Here is a 16,434-nt window from a genome sequence, read left to right on the forward strand (position 1 = left end):
CCGTCAATACGGACGGATCGACATCGATCCGATCCCGGGGCGTCGGCCCGGCGCGGCCCGTCCGCCGCCCGGGTGGAAGAGACCTCCGGCAGCGACGACGCTGATCAGTTGCCGTACGACGCCGGAGGCGCAGTGGACGTTTCAATGACCCTGTGGGTGCTGACCATTCTCGGTCTGGGTGCCCTCATCGGTGCCGACTTCTTCATCGGGCGCAAGCCCCATGACGTGTCGGTCAAGGAAGCCGGAATCTGGACCGTCGTCTGGATCGTGCTCGCCGCGCTCTTCGGGCTCGGCCTGCTGGTCTTCGGCAACAGCCAGGCGTCCGGAGAGTTCTTCGCGGGCTACGTCACCGAGAAGTCGCTCAGCGTCGACAACCTCTTCGTCTTCGTCCTGATCATGGCGAAGTTCTCGGTCCCCTCCCACCTCCAGCAGCGGGTGCTGCTCGTGGGCGTGCTGATCGCCCTGGTGCTCCGCGCGATCTTCATCGCCGCGGGCGCCGCGATCATCGCGAGCTTCTCCTGGGTCTTCTACCTCTTCGGCGCGTTCCTGATCTACACCGCCTGGAAGCTCATCCAGGAGGCGCGCTCCGACGAGGAGGAGGACGACTGGGAGGAGAACCGTCTCCTCAAGACCGTCGAGAAGAAGTTCGGCGTCGCCGACCGGTACCACGGCACCAAGCTCTTCATCGTCAACAACGGCAAGCGGGTGCTGACCCCGCTGATGGTCGTCATGCTCGCCATCGGCACCACCGACATCCTCTTCGCCCTCGACTCCATCCCGGCGATCTTCGGTCTCACCCAGGACCCGTACATCGTCTTCACCGCCAACGCCTTCGCCCTCATGGGCCTGCGGCAGCTGTACTTCCTCATCGGCGGCCTGCTCAAGAAGCTGGTCCACCTGAGCTACGGCCTGTCGGTGATCCTCGGCTTCATCGGAGTCAAGCTCGTGCTGCACGCGCTGCACGAGTCCGGGGTGCACGTCCCCGAGATCACCATCCCGTTCTCGCTGGCGGTCATCGGCGGTGTCCTGGTCGTCACGACCATCACCAGCCTGATCGCCTCCAGGAAGCAGGCACAGCGCGAGGCCGCGGAGGCCGCCGCGTCGCCGACCCTCCCCGAGGACACCTCGAAGGACAGCGTCGAGGCCTGACGTCCTTCCGCACACGGCGACGGCCGACCGGGATCCCCTTCCGGTCGGCCGTCGCCGTGCGGTGCCGCGAGCTCAGGCGGCCGCCGGCTCCGGCGCCGGACGCCCGGCGCGGTCCGGGAGGGTCTCCGGGAGGAGTGCGAAGCAGCCGAGGCTCACCAGGGCGAGCAGTGTCAGGTAGGCCGCGACGCCCCAGGGCGGGCCGGAGCCGCCGTCGGAGAGGGTGGTCGCGACCACGGGCGTCAGCGCGCCGCCCAGGACGCCCGCCAGGTTGTAGCCGACGGCCGCGCCGGTGCAGCGCACGCGGGGCTCGTACAGCTCCGGGAGGTACGCGGCGATCACCGCGAACATGGTGATGAAGGCCAGCAGCGAGCCCAGGAAGCCGAGGAACATCAGCAGCGGCCGCGCCGTGTGCAGCAGCGCCACCATCGGGAACGTCCACAGCGCGGAGGCCGCGCACCCCGCCAGACAGAGCGGCCGGCGGCCCCAGCGGTCGCCGAGCAGGGCCACGAGCGGGGTGAGCGCGCCCATGACCGCCACCGCCGCCATGACACAGCTCAGCATCACCGTGCTGCTCACCCCGAGCCGCTCGGTGCCGTACGCCAGCGCCCAGGTCGAGACCGAGTAGAAGACGGCGTACCCGACCGCGAGCGCCCCGGCCGTGAGCAGTACGAGCCGCCAGTGGTCGCGGAAGACCTCCGCGAGCGGAGTGCCCGCGCGCCGCCCGGACGCGGACAGCTCCTCGAACTGCGGGGTCTCCGCGAGGGAGGACCGCAGCAGCAGGCCGCCGGCCGCGAGCAGCCCCGCCGCCCAGAACGGCACCCGCCAGCCCCAGGCGCGGAACTCGGCGTCGCTCAGCCCCGCGGTGAGCGCCAGCATCACCCCGTTCGCGAGGAGGAAGCCGATCGACGGGCCGATCTGCGGGAAGCTCGACCACAGCGCGCGCCGGTGCGCGGGGGCGTGCTCGGCGGTGAGCAGGACCGCGCCGCCCCACTCGCCGCCCAGGCCGAGACCCTGGAGGAAGCGGAGGGTGAGGAGCAGCGCCGGGGCGGCGATGCCGAGCGTCGCGTACGTCGGGACGAAGCCGACCGCGACCGTGGCGCAGCCGGTCAGGAGCAGCGAGGCGAACAGGACCGGCCGCCGGCCGTACCGGTCGCCGACGTGCCCGAAGAGCATCGAGCCGAGCGGACGGGCGAGGAAGCCCGCGGCGAAGGTGCCGAACGCGGCGAGGGTCCCGGCCAGGGGCGAGAACGTGGGGAAGAAGAGCGGCCCCAGGACGAGGGCGGCGGCGGTCCCGTAGACGAAGAAGTCGAAGAACTCGATGGCGGTGCCGACGAGCGAGGCGGCGGCGAGCCGGACCATCGAGGGCGGCCGGGACGGCGACGGAGTGACTTTGGCGCATGTCGCGCCAACTACCCCGCCGCCGTCCGGGTTATGGGGGCGTGCGGAGGTGCGCAGCTCCGGGGCCGCGCGCCCGGCGTCACCAGCCGCGCTCGCGCCATTCCGCGAGGTGCGGGCGCTCGTCACCGAGGGTGGTGTCACGGCCGTGGCCGGGGTAGATCCAGGACTCGTCGGGCAGGACCGCGAAGAGCTTGGTCTCCACGTCGTGGAGCAGGCTCGCGAAGGCCTCCGGGTCCTTCCACGTGTTGCCCACGCCGCCGGGGAAGAGACAGTCGCCGGTGAAGACGTGGGGGTGGCCGTGCGGGTCGTCGTAGACCAGGGCGATCGAGCCCGGCGTGTGCCCGACGAGGCGGCGCGCGGTCAGCTCGACCCGGCCCACCCGGATCGTGTCGCCGTCCTCCACCAGCTCGTCGGTCCCGACCGGGATGCCCTCCGCGTCGTACGCGCCCGCGTACGTCCGGGCACCGGTCGCGGCGACGACCTCCGCGAGCGCCTGCCAGTGGTCGCCGTGCCGGTGCGTGGTGACGACGGCCGTGATGCCGTCGTCACCGATCAGCGTGAGCAGCGTCGAGGCCTCGTTCGCCGCGTCGATCAGCAGCTGCTCGCCGGTGGCCCGGCAGCGCAGCAGATACGCGTTGTTGTCCATCGGGCCGACCGCGACCTTCGAGATCATCAGGTCCGTGAGCTCGTGCACGTCCGCCGCGCCGCCGACCTTCACCACTCCGCTGTACGTCATGGCCTCAGACTAGCCCCGGAGAGTGACAGCGGCGCCTACAGCGGGGGCAGTTCCGGCAGGGAGCCGCCCTCGGTCTTCAGGGCGGAGCCGTCGCGGCGGCCGGCGAGCCAGCCGAGGAGCTCGGCGGGGGAGCCGCTCACGGTGACGGCGGAGCCCTCCGCGGAGCCGGTGGTCCAGCTGCCCGAGCCGTCCTCGGCCAGGACCCGGGTCGGCGGGACGGACGCGTTGCCGGTGAACCGTTCCGTCAGGAAGTCGATCTCCCGCTGGACGAACTCCTCCGGCAGGTCCTCCAGCTCGTAGCCGACGCCCAGGTCGACGTGGTGCAGGGCCACCTCGACCCAGCGGCGGAAGGGGATCCGGGAGGCGCTGTCGGTGACGCCGTTGCGGAGCTCGACCGTGCGGTTCCAGTCGGCGGGCTCGTCGCCGGCGGCCTGGAAGCGGTCGGCGGTCTCGCGCAGGTCGGCGAGGTGGACGTCGAGCGGGCGGTCGGCGTCGCGCTCGATGTCGGCGTCCCGGGTGGCGGCGTCGGCGTACATGGGACGGCCCTGGAGGACGTTCACCAGGGCGTCGGCGTTGCGGGACACGTGGGCGAGGACGTGGCCGCGGGTCCAGCCGGGAAGCCGTGACGGCTCGGCCGTCGTGGCGTTGTCCCAGGAGGCGACCGCGGCGATCAGCCGGTCGGTCGCTTCGCGGACGGAGGCAAGGTCGAGTTCGTGGTCGATCATGGCGCCGACCCTAGGGGGTGCCGTGCCGGTCGGGCCAGGGCCGATCACGCCCGACCGTCAACGCACCCCCGGCGTCGCCACTCGTTCGGGTGAAGAGGTCTCCACGCGGCCGGAAATCGAATGTGCGTGCTATAGGCTCGACGGAAGCATCCGGCATCCTTGGTTGTTGGGTGTGTCAGGACATCCGCTCTCTCAAGAAAGGTGCGGACCGGCGTGGCCGACCGTCTCATCGTCCGTGGCGCTCGCGAGCACAACCTCAAGAACGTCTCGCTCGACCTCCCGCGTGACTCCCTCATCGTCTTCACCGGGCTCTCGGGGTCGGGCAAGTCCTCCCTCGCGTTCGACACGATCTTCGCCGAGGGGCAGCGCCGGTACGTCGAGTCGCTCTCCTCGTACGCCAGGCAGTTCCTCGGGCAGATGGACAAGCCGGACGTCGACTTCATCGAAGGTCTCTCGCCCGCCGTCTCCATCGACCAGAAGTCGACCTCGCGCAACCCGCGCTCGACGGTCGGCACCATCACCGAGGTCTACGACTACCTCCGCCTGCTCTTCGCCCGCATCGGCAAGCCGCACTGTCCCGAGTGCCGCCGCCCCATCTCCCGCCAGTCGCCGCAGGCCATCGTCGACAAGGTCCTGGAGCTCCCCGAGGGCAGCCGCTTCCAGGTGCTCTCCCCGCTCGTGCGCGAGCGCAAGGGCGAGTTCGTCGACCTCTTCGCCGACCTCCAGACCAAGGGCTACAGCCGCGCCCGGGTCGACGGCCAGACCATCCAGCTCAGCGAGCCGCCGACGCTGAAGAAGCAGGAGAAGCACACGATCGAGGTGGTCGTCGACCGCCTCACGGTGAAGGACAGCGCCAAGCGCCGGCTCACCGACTCCGTCGAGACCGCGCTCGGACTCTCCGGCGGCATGGTCGTGCTCGACTTCGTCGACCTCGCGGAGGACGACCCCGAGCGCGAGAAGATGTACTCGGAGCACCTCTACTGCCCGTACGACGACCTGTCCTTCGAGGAGCTGGAGCCCCGCTCCTTCTCCTTCAACTCGCCCTTCGGCGCCTGCCCGGACTGCACCGGCATCGGCACCCGCATGGAGGTCGACCCGGAGCTGATCGTCCCGGACGAGGAGAAGTCCCTCGACGAGGGCGCCATCCACCCCTGGTCGCACGGCCACACCAAGGAGTACTTCGGCCGGCTCATCGGCGGCCTCTCCCAGGCCCTCGGCTTCCGCACGGACATCCCGTACGCCGGGCTGCCGCAGCGCGCCAAGAAGGCCCTGATGCACGGCCACAAGACCCAGGTCGAGGTCCGCTACCGCAACCGGTACGGGCGCGAGCGGGCGTACACCACCCCGGCCTTCGAAGGCGCCGTCTCCTTCGTCAAGCGGCGCCACACCGAGGCCGAGAGCGACTCCAGCCGCGAGCGCTTCGAGGGCTACATGCGCGAGGTGCCCTGCCCCACCTGTGAGGGCACCCGCCTCAAGCCGATCGTCCTCGCGGTCACGGTCATGGACCGGTCCATCGCCGAGGTCTCCGCGATGTCCATCAGCGACTGCGCCGAGTTCCTCTCCCGGCTCACGCTCAACGCCCGCGACAAGAAGATCGCCGAGCGGGTCCTCAAGGAGGTCAACGAGCGGCTCCGCTTCCTCGTCGACGTCGGCCTCGACTACCTCTCCCTCAACCGGGCGGCCGGCACGCTCTCCGGCGGAGAGGCCCAGCGCATCCGGCTCGCCACCCAGATCGGCTCCGGCCTGGTCGGCGTGCTCTACGTGCTCGACGAGCCGTCCATCGGCCTCCACCAGCGCGACAACCACCGCCTGATCGAGACCCTCGTCCGGCTCCGGGACATGGGCAACACGCTCATCGTCGTCGAGCACGACGAGGACACGATCAAGGTCGCCGACTGGGTCGTCGACATCGGCCCCGGCGCCGGCGAGCACGGCGGCAAGGTCGTCCACTCCGGCTCCCTGAAGGAGCTCCTCGCCAACGAGGAGTCGATGACCGGGCAGTACCTGTCCGGCCGCCGGGCGATCACCACCCCGGACCTCCGCCGCCCGGTCGACCCCGGACGCCGGCTCACGGTGCACGGCGCCCGCGAGAACAACCTGCGGGACATCGACGTCTCCTTCCCGCTGGGCGTCCTCACCGCCGTCACCGGCGTCTCGGGCTCCGGCAAGTCGACCCTGGTCAACGACATCCTCTACACCCACCTGGCGCGCGAGCTGAACGGCGCCAAGTCGGTGCCCGGACGGCACACGCGCGTGGACGGCGACGACCTCGTCGACAAGGTCGTGCACGTCGACCAGTCGCCGATCGGCCGCACCCCGCGGTCGAACCCGGCGACGTACACCGGCGTCTTCGACCACGTCCGCAAGCTCTTCGCCGAGACGATGGAGGCCAAGGTCCGGGGCTACCTGCCCGGCCGCTTCTCCTTCAACGTCAAGGGCGGCCGCTGCGAGAACTGCTCCGGCGACGGCACGATCAAGATCGAGATGAACTTCCTCCCGGACGTCTACGTCCCGTGCGAGGTCTGCCACGGCGACCGGTACAACCGGGAGACCCTGGAGGTCCACTACAAGGGCAAGTCCATCGCCGAAGTCCTGAACATGCCGATCGAGGAGGCCCTCGACTTCTTCGAGGCCGTCCCGACCATCTCCCGCCACCTGCGCACGCTCAACGAGGTCGGCCTCGGGTACGTCCGGCTCGGCCAGTCCGCGCCGACGCTCTCCGGCGGCGAGGCGCAGCGCGTCAAGCTCGCCTCCGAGCTCCAGAAGCGCTCGACGGGCCGCACGGTCTACGTCCTCGACGAGCCGACCACCGGTCTGCACTTCGAGGACATCTCGAAGCTGATCAAGGTCCTGTCCGGCCTGGTCGACAAGGGCAACTCGGTGATCGTCATCGAGCACAACCTCGATGTCATCAAGACCGCGGACTGGGTCATCGACATGGGCCCCGAGGGCGGCAGCGGCGGCGGCCTGGTGGTCGCCGAGGGCACGCCGGAGGAGGTCGCCTCGGTCCCCGAGAGCCACACCGGCAAGTTCCTCCGGGACATCCTCGACACCGACCGGATCAGCGACGCGGGCGGGAAGATCCCGGCGGCGCGCGGGGCGAGGAAGACGGCGGCGAAGGCTCCGGCCAAGGCTGCCGCGAAGAAGACGGCCGCCACCAAGGCCACGGCCACCAAGGCGACGGCCACCAAGGCCACCGCCAAGAAGGCGACGGCCACCAAGGCCACCGCCAAGAAGGCGACGGCCAGGACGCGCAAGGCGTGACGGCCGGGCACGTGCAGTGACGGAGGCGGGGTCCCGATCGGGGCCCCGCCTTGCACGTCAGGCCCGGGCGACGGCCTCCAGACGGGCGCCGGTATCGTCGGTTCGGTCACCCCCGGGGTGTCTTGTCCCCGATCTCACCGTGGAGCGCTCATGTCCGGCCAGTCCAGCCGCCGCACCGTACTGAAAGGCGCGGCCCTCGCCGGAGCCGCCGGGCTGGGCGTCGCCGCCTGCTCCACCGACTCCAAGCTCGGCCACGCCGAGACCCCGACCCCGACCGCTCCCGTCCCGCTCGGCGCCCCGGACGAGGTGCCGGTCGGCGGCTCCAAGCTCTACCGCGAGCAGCGGCTCGTGGTGAGCTGCCCGGCCAAGGGCCAGTACAAGGCCTTCAGCGCCCAGTGCACCCACGCCGGCTGCGTCCTCGACAAGGTCGAGGACAACGAGGGCAACTGCCCCTGCCACGGCAGCCGCTTCGACGTGACGACCGGCAAGGCCGTCCGCGGCCCCGCCACCGTCCCGCTCCCCGCGGTCCCGATCCGCGTCGAGAACGGCAAGCTGGTCGCCGGACCCGAGGCCGCCCCCAAGGCCTGAGGCCTCACGCCCAGTCCCAGTCGATCCCCAGGATCCCCGGGCGCACCCCCTGCTCCACGAGGTGCACCGTGCGGTGCCGGCCGCTCAGGGTCAGCTCCGCACGGCCGCCCCGCGGCGCGCCCGCCGAGGCCTGCGCGAACCTCCGGCACCGCACCGGGAGCGCCGCCTCGTCGAAGCGGACCTGGAGCGCGTACAGCCCGCCGGCGAAGCTGAACCCGCGCACGTACTCCCCGCTCGGGCCCGCCGTACCGTCCTCGAAGCCGTACGAGAACAGGTACGTGTCCCCGGCCCGCAGCCGCGCGTCGAAGAGCAGCTCCGCGACCAGCACGCCCGTCCCCGCGTGCCACCGCACCCGCCCCGTCCGGCAGTTCTCCACCGCCCGCACCTCCACCCGGGACGGGTCGCAGCCGGGGTCGCCGTGGTGGATGGCGAGGTAGCGGTCCACGCCGTCCCGGTGCGCCCGCACCACGTGCTGCGACTCGCGCCCCACCAGCTCCCGCGCCGCCCCGATCCGTACCCGCTCCTGGTGCCCCACCGTGTGCAGCCCGCCGTCCGTCGGGGACTCGAGCTCCGCGAGCAGCTCCTCGACCGAGCCCGAGGCCTCCACCAGCGAGCGGTACGAGCGGGCCGCCGGGCGCTCCACCTCGGAGCGGGCGGCCGCGTCCCCCGTCAGGAGCCGCAGCAGTGAGTTCCCCGGCAGCTGGAGCACGTCCTCCAGGGCCCGGACGGCCTTCAGGGACTCCGGCCGCTGCGGACGCCTGGCGCCCTGCTGCCAGTAGCTCAGACTCGTCACCCCGACCCTGACGCCCCGGTGCGCCAGATGGTGCTGGACCCGCTGGAGCGGCAGCCCGCGCACGGCCAGCGCGGTGCGCAGCGCCAGATGGAAGGGGCCGGTCTGCAGCAGCTGCGTCAGATCCGCCTCGGTGTGGCTCACGAGGACTCCTCGGTGAACGTTCACGACGGGGGCACGGACCGTCGCGCCGCGAGGGGTGGGCGGGCTGGTGGGCCGTGGGAGTCCGTTCACACCCGGGTCACACCGTTCACAGTCCGATGTCACCCCGCATTGAAGCGTGTTGACCCGGTCCGGACAACGGAAGATGCTCCTGACCAGCGTCCGGACGCGCTCCTCCACCCCCCTCATCCCCAGCTCCTGGGAGGAACGCGATGCGCAGAAGAAAGCTGAACCTCGCGGTGCTCGCCGCGGCCGCCGTCTTCCTCGTCCCCGCCACGTCGGCGTCCGCCGCGCCCGCGCCGGTCGGTGAGGACGTCTCCGTCCTCGGCTCCAAGCGCCTGAACATCACCATGCAGGCCCAGCAGAAGACCAACTGGTGCTGGGCGGGGAGCGGCAACACCATCGCCACCTGGTACGGGCGGAACTACAGCCAGAACCAGTTCTGCAACGCCGCCTTCAACCGTCAGCAGGGCTACGACTGCCCCAACTGGCAGGCCACGCTCGGCAACGTCCAGACCGGACTGAGCTGGGCCGGCATCAGCCCCGGCTCGTACGTCGACGGCTGGCTGCGCTACTCCACCGTCCAGACCGAGATCAACGCGAACCGGCCCGTCGAGACGCGGATCCAATGGTCGAGCGGCGGCGGCCACATGCACGTGATCTACGGCTACGACGACGCGAACAGCTGGGTCTACTGGGGCGACCCCTGGCCCTCCAGCGACCGCTACAACTGGGCCTCCCACGCCTGGTACGTCGACAACGGGTCCTTCTCCTGGACCCACTCGCTCTACCGGATCGGGGCGTGACGACGATGAACGCACGAGCCACGGCCGCGGGTCTCCTCGCGGTGGCGTTCACGGTCCTCGGGGTGGTCCCGGCGGACGCCGCCGAGGGCCTGCCGTCCGCGCCGACCCCCGAACAGGCAGCCTCCGCGCCGGGGACGCTGGACACCCTGTCCCGGTTCTTCGCCCGCGACGGGGCCCTCACCCGCGGCGCGGCCGCGCCGCGCGTCGACGGCGCCTCCGTCCCCGTGCGCGTCCTCTCCCCGGACTTCGTCGCCGGGAAGCCCGGCGCTCCCGTCGCCCGCGTCGAGTTCCGCGCCAGCAGGGCCGTGGCGTCGGACGGGCAGAAGGCCTCGCTGTGGACAGTGAAGCAGCCGGGCGGCGGCTGGCAGGTGGTCAACATCGCCACCGGCGACGACGAGATCCGCTACGCCGAACTCGGCCACGGCTTCGTCTTCCGCGAGCCGCAGATCGACGCGTGGTACGTCCTTCGGGGTGCGAAGGTGCTGCCGCTGGACGAGGACGCGGTACGGGCCGTGGGGCGGGGCGGGACGAGCCTCGCGGCCTATCGGGAGCGGGTGGTACGGGCGTACGGCGACAAGCTGCCGGGGTCGTCTTACGCGCGGCGGGGGGTGGCGGGGGGCTACGACGAGCCCGCGCCCCGGGAGACGCCGGCGGTCGCGGCGGTGGGTGTTGGTGCGGGGCTGGCCCTCGCCCTGACGGCCGCGCTGACGCTCCGCCGCCGACGCGGGACCCGACGCCCCTGAACCTGTTGTGGGCCCGCGCCCCGCCCGTTGTGGGCAATCGTTCCGACGGGGCGGAACGGGTGGGCACAACGGAACGGCGCCCTTGCCGGCGCCAGAGGCTCCCGAGCCTGGACCCGCACCGCGTGGTGCGCCGCACTGGTGGTGCGGGTCCAGGCGCGGAACGCGGAGGCGCCGCTGAGGGCGCCGTCCCGTGTGCCCACCCTCCCCCGAGCTCTCGGCTTCGCTCGAGCAGGGGGGACCCCCTCGCCCTGCGGGACGATTGCCCACACGGCGCGGGGCGCGGGCCCACACGGGCGCGGGTCAGCGGGCCAGGTAGCCGCCGTCCACCGGGAGGATCGCGCCCGTGATGAACGACGCCTCGTCCGACGCCAGGAACAGGATCGCCGACGCCACCTCCTCCGGTGCGCCGAAGCGGCCCATCGGGTGGGCGCGGACGATCTCCGTGAGGTACTCCGGGCCGCCCGGCTCCACGCGCGCCGCGGCGACGCGTTCGGTCTCGATGGTGCCGGGGGCGACCGCGTTGACGCGGATGCCGTGCTCCGCCCACTCCACCGCCAGGTGCTTCGTCAGGCCGGTCGCGACGAACTTCGCCGGGCCGTACACCGCCTGCCTCGCCTGGCCGGCCAGGCCGGAGATCGACGAGGTGCACACGATGGCCCCGCCGCCCGAGACGAGCATGGCCTCGATCGCGTACTTGCAGGTCAGGAACATGCCCCGGCCGTCGACGGCCATCACCTGGTCGAAGTCCGCGGCCTCCGCCTCGGTGACGGAGAGCAGCGGGATCACTCCCGCGTTCGCCACCAGGACGTCCAGCCACCCGAAGCGTTCCACGGCCGTGTCGATCATCCGGCGGGCGTCCTGTTCGACGGAGACGTCGCCGACCACCGGGATCACCCCCTTCAGCGTCGCGAGGCGGTCGCCGTCCACGTCCGCCGCCACCACCCGCGCCCCCTCCCTGAGGAAGCGCTCCGCCGTCGCCCGCCCGATTCCGCTCGCCGCGCCGGTGATCACGCACACCCGGTCCGCCAGCCGTCCTGAAGTGTCCTGAGCCATGTCAGGCCAACGAGCGCGCCCGCCCTGAGTGTCGGTCCCCGCCAGTAGGGTGGGGAGCATGGCAGACCCCTCCAGCTACCGCCCCAAGCCGGGGCAGATCCCCGACTCCCCGGGGGTCTACAAGTTCCGCGACGAGCACCGCCGGGTGATCTACGTGGGGAAGGCGAAGTCCCTGCGTCAGCGGCTGGCGAACTACTTCCAGCCGCTCACGAGCCTGCACCCGCGCACGGCCACCATGGTGACGACGGCCGCGTCCGTGGAGTGGACCGTGGTGTCCACCGAGGTCGAGGCGCTGCAGCTGGAGTACTCCTGGATCAAGGAGTTCGATCCCCGGTTCAACGTGAAGTACCGGGACGACAAGAGCTATCCGTACCTCGCCGTCACCATGAACGAGGAGTTTCCGCGCGTCCAGGTCATGCGCGGGCACAAGAAGAAGGGCGTGCGCTACTTCGGGCCGTACGCGCACGCGTGGGCGATCCGCGAGACCGTCGACCTGATGCTGCGGGTGTTCCCGGTGCGGACCTGTTCGGCGGGCGTCTTCCGGAACGCCGCGTCGGCCGGTCGGCCTTGCCTCCTCGGCTACATCGGGAAGTGCTCCGCGCCCTGCGTCGGCCGGGTCACGCCGGAGGAGCACCGCGAACTGGCCGACGACTTCTGCGACTTCATGGCCGGCCGCACCGGCACGTACATCCGCCGGCTCGAGAAGCAGATGATGATCGCGGCCGAGGACATGGAGTACGAGAAGGCCGCCCGGCTCCGTGACGACATAGAGGCCCTGCGCCGGGCCATGGAGAAGAGCGCCGTCGTCCTCGCCGACGCCACCGACGCCGATCTGATCGCCCTCGCCGAGGACGAGCTGGAGGCCGCCGTCCAGATCTTCCACGTGCGCGGCGGACGCGTCCGCGGCCAGCGCGGCTGGGTCACGGACAAGGTCGAGGCCGTCGACACGGCGGGGCTCGTGGAGCACGCGCTCCAGCAGCTGTACGGCGAGGAGAGCGGCGAAGCGGTCCCCAAGGAGGTCCTGGTCCCCGCGCTCCCCGAGGACGCGGAGTCCGTCTCCGCCTGGCTGTCCGGCCGCCGCGGGTCCCTCGTCTCGCTGCGCGTCCCGCAGCGCGGCGACAAGAAGGACCTGATGGAGACGGTCGCGCGCAACGCGCAGCAGGCGCTCGTGCTGCACAAGACCAAGCGCGCCAGCGACCTGACCACCCGCTCCCGGGCCCTGGAGGAGATCGCCGAGGCCCTGGACCTGGACTCGGCGCCGCTGCGCATCGAGTGCTTCGACATCTCGCACCTCCAGGGCGAGGACGTCGTCGCGTCCATGGTCGTCTTCGAGGACGGGCTGCCCCGCAAGAGCGAGTACCGCCGCTTCCAGATCAAGGGCTTCGAGGGCCAGGACGACGTCCGGTCCATGCACGAGGTGATCAGCCGCCGCTTCAAGCGCTACCTGGCCGAGAAGGACCGTACGGGGGAGTGGGAACCGGTCGCGGAGGGCGAGGTCCCGGCGGAGACCCCCGAGGACGACGGGCGGCCCAAGCGGTTCGCGTACCCGCCGCAGCTCGTCGTCGTCGACGGCGGGCAGCCGCAGGTCGCCGCCGCCCGCCGCGCCCTCGACGAGCTCGGCATCGACGACGTCGCGGTCTGCGGCCTCGCCAAGCGCCTGGAGGAGGTCTGGCTGCCGGGCGACGACGACCCGGTGGTGCTGCCCCGCTCCAGCGAGGGCCTCTATCTGCTCCAGCGGGTGCGTGACACGGCTCACGACTTCGCCATCCGCTACCAGCGGTCCAAGCGGACGAAACGCATCCGGACCAGCCCTCTCGACGCCGTCCCCGGCCTCGGGGAGTCGCGCAAGCAGGCCTTGATCAAGCATTTCGGCTCGGTGAAGCGGCTGAAGCAGGCGACAATCGAGCAGATCTGTGAGGTCCCCGGTTTCGGCCGGAAGACCGCGGAGGCGGTCGCCGTGGCCCTGGCCCAGGCGGCCCCCGCCGCACCCGCCGTGAACACGGCCACAGGAGAGATCATGGAAGACGACGGGGGCACCACCGCATGACCGAGCGCCACACGCACCACGAGCACGACCGAGAAGACGGAGCAGGACACGTGAGTACGGGCACGAAGGAGACCCCCGGCGACAACGGCGCCGAGGCGGCCATTCCCGAGCTGGTGATCATCTCCGGCATGTCCGGAGCCGGCCGGTCCACCGCGGCGAAGTGTCTGGAGGACCTCGGCTGGTTCGTCGTCGACAACCTGCCGCCCGCGCTGATCCCCACCATGGTGGAGCTCGGCGCCCGCTCCCAGGGCAACGTCGCCCGGATCGCCGTCGTCGTGGACGTCCGCGGCCGGCAGTTCTTCGACAACCTCAGGGAGTCCCTCGCCGACCTGGACGCCAAGCAGGTCACCCGGCGGATCGTCTTCCTCGAGTCCTCCGACGAGGCCCTCGTCCGGCGCTTCGAGTCGGTCCGCAGGCCGCACCCCCTCCAGGGCGACGGCCGCATCACCGACGGCATCGCCGCCGAGCGCGACCTGCTGCGCGAGCTGCGCGGCGACGCCGACCTGGTGATCGACACCTCCAGCCTCAACGTGCACGAGCTGCGCGCCAAGATGGACGCCCAGTTCGCCGGCGACGAGGAGCCCGAGCTCCGGGCCACCGTGATGTCCTTCGGCTTCAAGTACGGCCTGCCGGTCGACGCCGACCTCGTCGTCGACATGCGCTTCCTGCCGAACCCGCACTGGGTCCCCGAGCTGCGCCCCTTCACCGGCCTCAACGAGGAGGTGTCGAACTACGTCTACAACCAGCCCGGCGCCAAGGAGTTCCTCGACCGCTACACGGAGCTCCTCCAGCTGATCGCCGCGGGCTACCGCCGCGAGGGCAAGCGGTACGTGACCATCGCCGTGGGCTGCACCGGAGGCAAGCACCGCTCCGTGGCCACCGCCGAGCGCCTCGCCGCCCGCCTCGCCGCCGAAGGCGTCGAGACCGTCGTCGTCCACCGGGACATGGGGCGCGAGTGAAGCCGTACCGTCGGCGTGCCTCCACCCTCTCGGTGCGGCGTACGCTCCGCAGGCGCGGCGCCCAGCCCAAGGTGGTCGCGCTCGGCGGCGGCATGGGCCTGTCGGCCTCCCTCGCCGCGCTCCGCCGGATCACCGGCGACCTCACCGCCGTCGTCACCGTCGCCGACGACGGGGGCTCCAGCGGCCGGCTCCGGGAGGAGCTCGGCGTGCTGCCCCCGGGCGACCTGCGCAAGGCGCTCGCCGCCCTGTGCGGCGACGACGACTGGGGCCAGACCTGGGCCCGGGTCATCCAGCACCGCTTCCAGTCCAAGGGCGAGATGGGCGGCCACGCCGTCGGCAACCTGCTGATCGTCGCCCTCTGGGAGCAGCTCGGCGACCCCGTGCAGGCCCTCGACCTGGTCGGCCGACTGCTCGGCGCCCAGGGCCGGGTGCTGCCCATGTCCGCCGTGCCCCTGGAGCTCCAGGCCCTGGTCAGGGGCCACGACCCGGAGCGGCCCGACGACGTGGACACCGTCCGCGGTCAGGCGACCGTGGCGCTCACGCCCGGCGAGGTGCAGTCCGTGCACCTCGTGCCGAACGACCCGCCGGCCGTGCCCGAGGCGGTCGCGGCGGTCCTGGACGCGGACTGGGTGGTGCTCGGTCCCGGCTCCTGGTTCTCCTCGGTGATCCCGCACCTGCTGGTCCCCGAGCTCCTCGACGCCCTGGCCGAGACGAAGGCCCGGAAGGTGCTCTCGCTGAACCTCGCGCCGCAGCCCGGAGAAACCGAGGGCTTCTCCCCGCAGCGTCATTTGGAGGTTTTGGGACGACACGCCCCTAAACTCGCCCTGGACGTGGTGCTGGCCGACGAGGCCGCCGTGCCCGACCGCGAGTCCCTCGCCGATGCCGCCAAGCGGCTCGGTGCCGCGGTCGAGCTGGCGCCGGTGGCCCGGCCCGACGGCTCCGCGAAGCATGACCCGGAGCTGTTGGCCGCCGCGTACGACCGTATTTTTCGGATGCATGGAAGGATCGGCCCATGGCGATGACGGCAGCGGTGAAGGACGAGATCTCCCGGCTTCCCGTCACCCGGACCTGCTGCAGGAAGGCAGAGGTCTCGTCGATCCTGCGGTTCGCGGGCGGGCTGCACCTGGTGAGCGGCCGCATCGTGATCGAGGCGGAGCTCGACACCGCGATGGCGGCCCGCCGCCTCAAGCGGGACATCCTGGAGATCTTCGGGCACAGCTCGGAGCTGATCGTGATGGCTCCCGGCGGGCTGCGGCGCGGCTCGCGCTTCGTGGTGCGGGTGGTGGCCGGAGGCGACCAGCTGGCCCGGCAGACGGGTCTCGTGGACGGCCGCGGCCGCCCCATCCGCGGCCTGCCGCCGCAGGTGGTCTCCGGGGCCACCTGCGACGCAGAGGCGGCCTGGCGCGGCGCGTTCCTCGCGCACGGCTCGCTGACCGAGCCCGGCCGCTCCTCCTCCCTCGAGGTGACCTGCCCGGGACCGGAGGCGGCCCTCGCCCTGGTCGGCGCGGCGCGCCGGCTCTCCATCGCGGCGAAGGCCCGCGAGGTACGGGGCGTGGACCGGGTCGTCGTCCGCGACGGCGACGCGATCGGCGCCCTCCTCACCCGGCTCGGCGCGCACGAGTCGGTGCTGGCCTGGGAGGAGCGGCGGATGCGGCGCGAGGTCCGCGCCACCGCCAACCGCCTGGCCAACTTCGACGACGCCAACCTGCGCCGCTCGGCCCGCGCGGCCGTCGCCGCCGGGGCCCGGGTGCAGCGCGCCCTGGAGATCCTCGGCGAGGAGGTGCCCGAGCACCTCGCCGCGGCCGGCCGGCTCCGCATGGAGCACAAGCAGGCGTCCCTGGAGGAGCTGGGCGCGCTCGCCGACCCGCCGCTGACCAAGGACGCGGTGGCCGGACGGATCCGCCGGCTCCTCGCGATGGCCGACAAGCGGGCTCAGGACCTGGGCATCCCCGGGACCGAGTCCAACCTGACGGAGGAGCTCGACGACAGCCTGGTCGGCTGAGCCGTACGGGCG

Annotated in this window: 14 protein-coding genes; 9 read left to right on the plus strand and 5 right to left on the minus strand. The window is 71.9% G+C overall.

The window, feature by feature from the left end; genetic code table 11:
• Positions 1-144 precede the first annotated feature (144 nt).
• Positions 145-1,149, plus strand: a complete 1,005-nt coding sequence (locus GGE06_RS05260; RefSeq protein WP_184930101.1) for a TerC/Alx family metal homeostasis membrane protein — start codon at positions 145-147, stop codon at positions 1,147-1,149.
• Between the two features lie 72 nt (positions 1,150-1,221).
• On the opposite strand, the gene GGE06_RS05265 is transcribed toward GGE06_RS05260, so the two are convergent.
• The 3 genes from GGE06_RS05265 to GGE06_RS05275 all read right to left on the minus strand — a co-directional run bounded on the left by GGE06_RS05265 (position 1,222) and on the right by GGE06_RS05275 (position 4,008).
• Positions 1,222-2,508: an MFS transporter gene (locus GGE06_RS05265; RefSeq protein WP_184930102.1), complete on the minus strand. Its 1,287-nt coding sequence runs from the start codon at positions 2,506-2,508 to the stop codon at positions 1,222-1,224.
• Positions 2,509-2,626: 118 nt separating this feature from the next.
• Positions 2,627-3,283 (minus strand): MBL fold metallo-hydrolase, encoded by a 657-nt coding sequence (locus tag GGE06_RS05270; protein ID WP_116161594.1) that lies wholly within the window; start codon positions 3,281-3,283, stop codon positions 2,627-2,629.
• A gap of 35 nt (positions 3,284-3,318) precedes the next feature.
• Positions 3,319-4,008 carry a maleylpyruvate isomerase family mycothiol-dependent enzyme gene (locus GGE06_RS05275; protein WP_184930103.1) on the minus strand — a complete coding sequence of 230 codons (690 nt, stop codon included), beginning with the start codon at positions 4,006-4,008 and terminating at the stop codon, positions 3,319-3,321.
• A 213-nt stretch (positions 4,009-4,221) separates the two neighbouring features.
• Between GGE06_RS05275 and uvrA the strand changes: the two genes are divergently transcribed.
• Positions 4,222-7,272 carry an excinuclease ABC subunit UvrA gene (gene uvrA, locus GGE06_RS05280; RefSeq protein ID WP_184930104.1) on the plus strand — a complete coding sequence of 1,017 codons (3,051 nt, stop codon included), beginning with the start codon at positions 4,222-4,224 and terminating at the stop codon, positions 7,270-7,272.
• 150 nt (positions 7,273-7,422) lie between these two features.
• Positions 7,423-7,860 (plus strand): Rieske (2Fe-2S) protein, encoded by a 438-nt coding sequence (locus GGE06_RS05285; protein WP_184930105.1) that lies wholly within the window; start codon positions 7,423-7,425, stop codon positions 7,858-7,860.
• 4 nt (positions 7,861-7,864) lie between these two features.
• Here GGE06_RS05285 and GGE06_RS05290 read toward each other — a convergent pair whose 3' ends face one another.
• Positions 7,865-8,794: a hypothetical protein gene (locus GGE06_RS05290; RefSeq protein ID WP_184930106.1), complete on the minus strand. Its 930-nt coding sequence runs from the start codon at positions 8,792-8,794 to the stop codon at positions 7,865-7,867.
• A gap of 230 nt (positions 8,795-9,024) precedes the next feature.
• Here GGE06_RS05290 and GGE06_RS05295 point away from each other — a divergent pair, with 230 nt between their 5' ends.
• The gene (locus GGE06_RS05295) at positions 9,025-9,618 is read left to right on the plus strand and encodes a papain-like cysteine protease family protein (protein WP_184930107.1); all 594 of its coding nucleotides are present in this window, start codon (positions 9,025-9,027) and stop codon (positions 9,616-9,618) included.
• A gap of 5 nt (positions 9,619-9,623) precedes the next feature.
• A complete protein-coding gene (locus GGE06_RS05300; RefSeq protein WP_221517849.1) occupies positions 9,624-10,361 on the plus strand; it encodes a hypothetical protein in 738 nt (245 codons plus the stop codon).
• Between the two features lie 300 nt (positions 10,362-10,661).
• Here GGE06_RS05300 and GGE06_RS05305 read toward each other — a convergent pair whose 3' ends face one another.
• A complete protein-coding gene (locus GGE06_RS05305) occupies positions 10,662-11,414 on the minus strand; it encodes an SDR family NAD(P)-dependent oxidoreductase (protein ID WP_116161601.1) in 753 nt (250 codons plus the stop codon).
• A 58-nt stretch (positions 11,415-11,472) separates the two neighbouring features.
• On the opposite strand from GGE06_RS05305, the gene uvrC reads away from it, so the two are divergent.
• From uvrC to whiA, 4 genes are read left to right on the plus strand one after another with little or no spacing between them, the layout of a single operon-like run.
• Positions 11,473-13,461, plus strand: coding sequence for an excinuclease ABC subunit UvrC (gene uvrC / locus GGE06_RS05310; RefSeq protein ID WP_116161602.1), 1,989 nt, complete (start codon positions 11,473-11,475; stop codon positions 13,459-13,461).
• Positions 13,458-14,420, plus strand: a complete 963-nt coding sequence (rapZ, locus tag GGE06_RS05315) for an RNase adapter RapZ (RefSeq protein ID WP_116161603.1) — start codon at positions 13,458-13,460, stop codon at positions 14,418-14,420. Before uvrC ends, rapZ begins: the two co-directional genes overlap by 4 nt.
• Complete coding sequence (locus GGE06_RS05320) at positions 14,417-15,442, plus strand: gluconeogenesis factor YvcK family protein (RefSeq protein ID WP_116161604.1); 1,026 nt, start codon at positions 14,417-14,419, stop codon at positions 15,440-15,442. Before rapZ ends, GGE06_RS05320 begins: the two co-directional genes overlap by 4 nt.
• Positions 15,433-16,422: a DNA-binding protein WhiA gene (gene whiA, locus GGE06_RS05325; RefSeq protein WP_030205188.1), complete on the plus strand. Its 990-nt coding sequence runs from the start codon at positions 15,433-15,435 to the stop codon at positions 16,420-16,422. The genes GGE06_RS05320 and whiA overlap by 10 nt, the downstream gene beginning before the upstream one ends.
• Positions 16,423-16,434: the final 12 nt, after the last annotated feature.

The sequence above is a fragment of the Streptomyces nymphaeiformis genome, assembly GCF_014203895.1.
Taxonomy (GTDB): domain Bacteria; phylum Actinomycetota; class Actinomycetes; order Streptomycetales; family Streptomycetaceae; genus Streptomyces; species Streptomyces nymphaeiformis.

Coding starts and splice junctions, on each gene's coding strand:
- GGE06_RS05260 (WP_184930101.1), top strand. CDS start 145: ATGACCCTGTGGGTGCTGACCATTCTCGGTCTGGGTGCCCTCATCGGT.
- GGE06_RS05265 (WP_184930102.1), bottom strand. CDS start 2,508: ATGGTCCGGCTCGCCGCCGCCTCGCTCGTCGGCACCGCCATCGAGTTC.
- GGE06_RS05270 (WP_116161594.1), bottom strand. CDS start 3,283: ATGACGTACAGCGGAGTGGTGAAGGTCGGCGGCGCGGCGGACGTGCAC.
- GGE06_RS05275 (WP_184930103.1), bottom strand. CDS start 4,008: ATGATCGACCACGAACTCGACCTTGCCTCCGTCCGCGAAGCGACCGAC.
- GGE06_RS05285 (WP_184930105.1), top strand. CDS start 7,423: ATGTCCGGCCAGTCCAGCCGCCGCACCGTACTGAAAGGCGCGGCCCTC.
- GGE06_RS05295 (WP_184930107.1), top strand. CDS start 9,025: ATGCGCAGAAGAAAGCTGAACCTCGCGGTGCTCGCCGCGGCCGCCGTC.
- GGE06_RS05300 (WP_221517849.1), top strand. CDS start 9,624: ATGAACGCACGAGCCACGGCCGCGGGTCTCCTCGCGGTGGCGTTCACG.
- GGE06_RS05305 (WP_116161601.1), bottom strand. CDS start 11,414: ATGGCTCAGGACACTTCAGGACGGCTGGCGGACCGGGTGTGCGTGATC.
- uvrC (WP_116161602.1), top strand. CDS start 11,473: ATGGCAGACCCCTCCAGCTACCGCCCCAAGCCGGGGCAGATCCCCGAC.
- rapZ (WP_116161603.1), top strand. CDS start 13,458: ATGACCGAGCGCCACACGCACCACGAGCACGACCGAGAAGACGGAGCA.
- whiA (WP_030205188.1), top strand. CDS start 15,433: ATGGCGATGACGGCAGCGGTGAAGGACGAGATCTCCCGGCTTCCCGTC.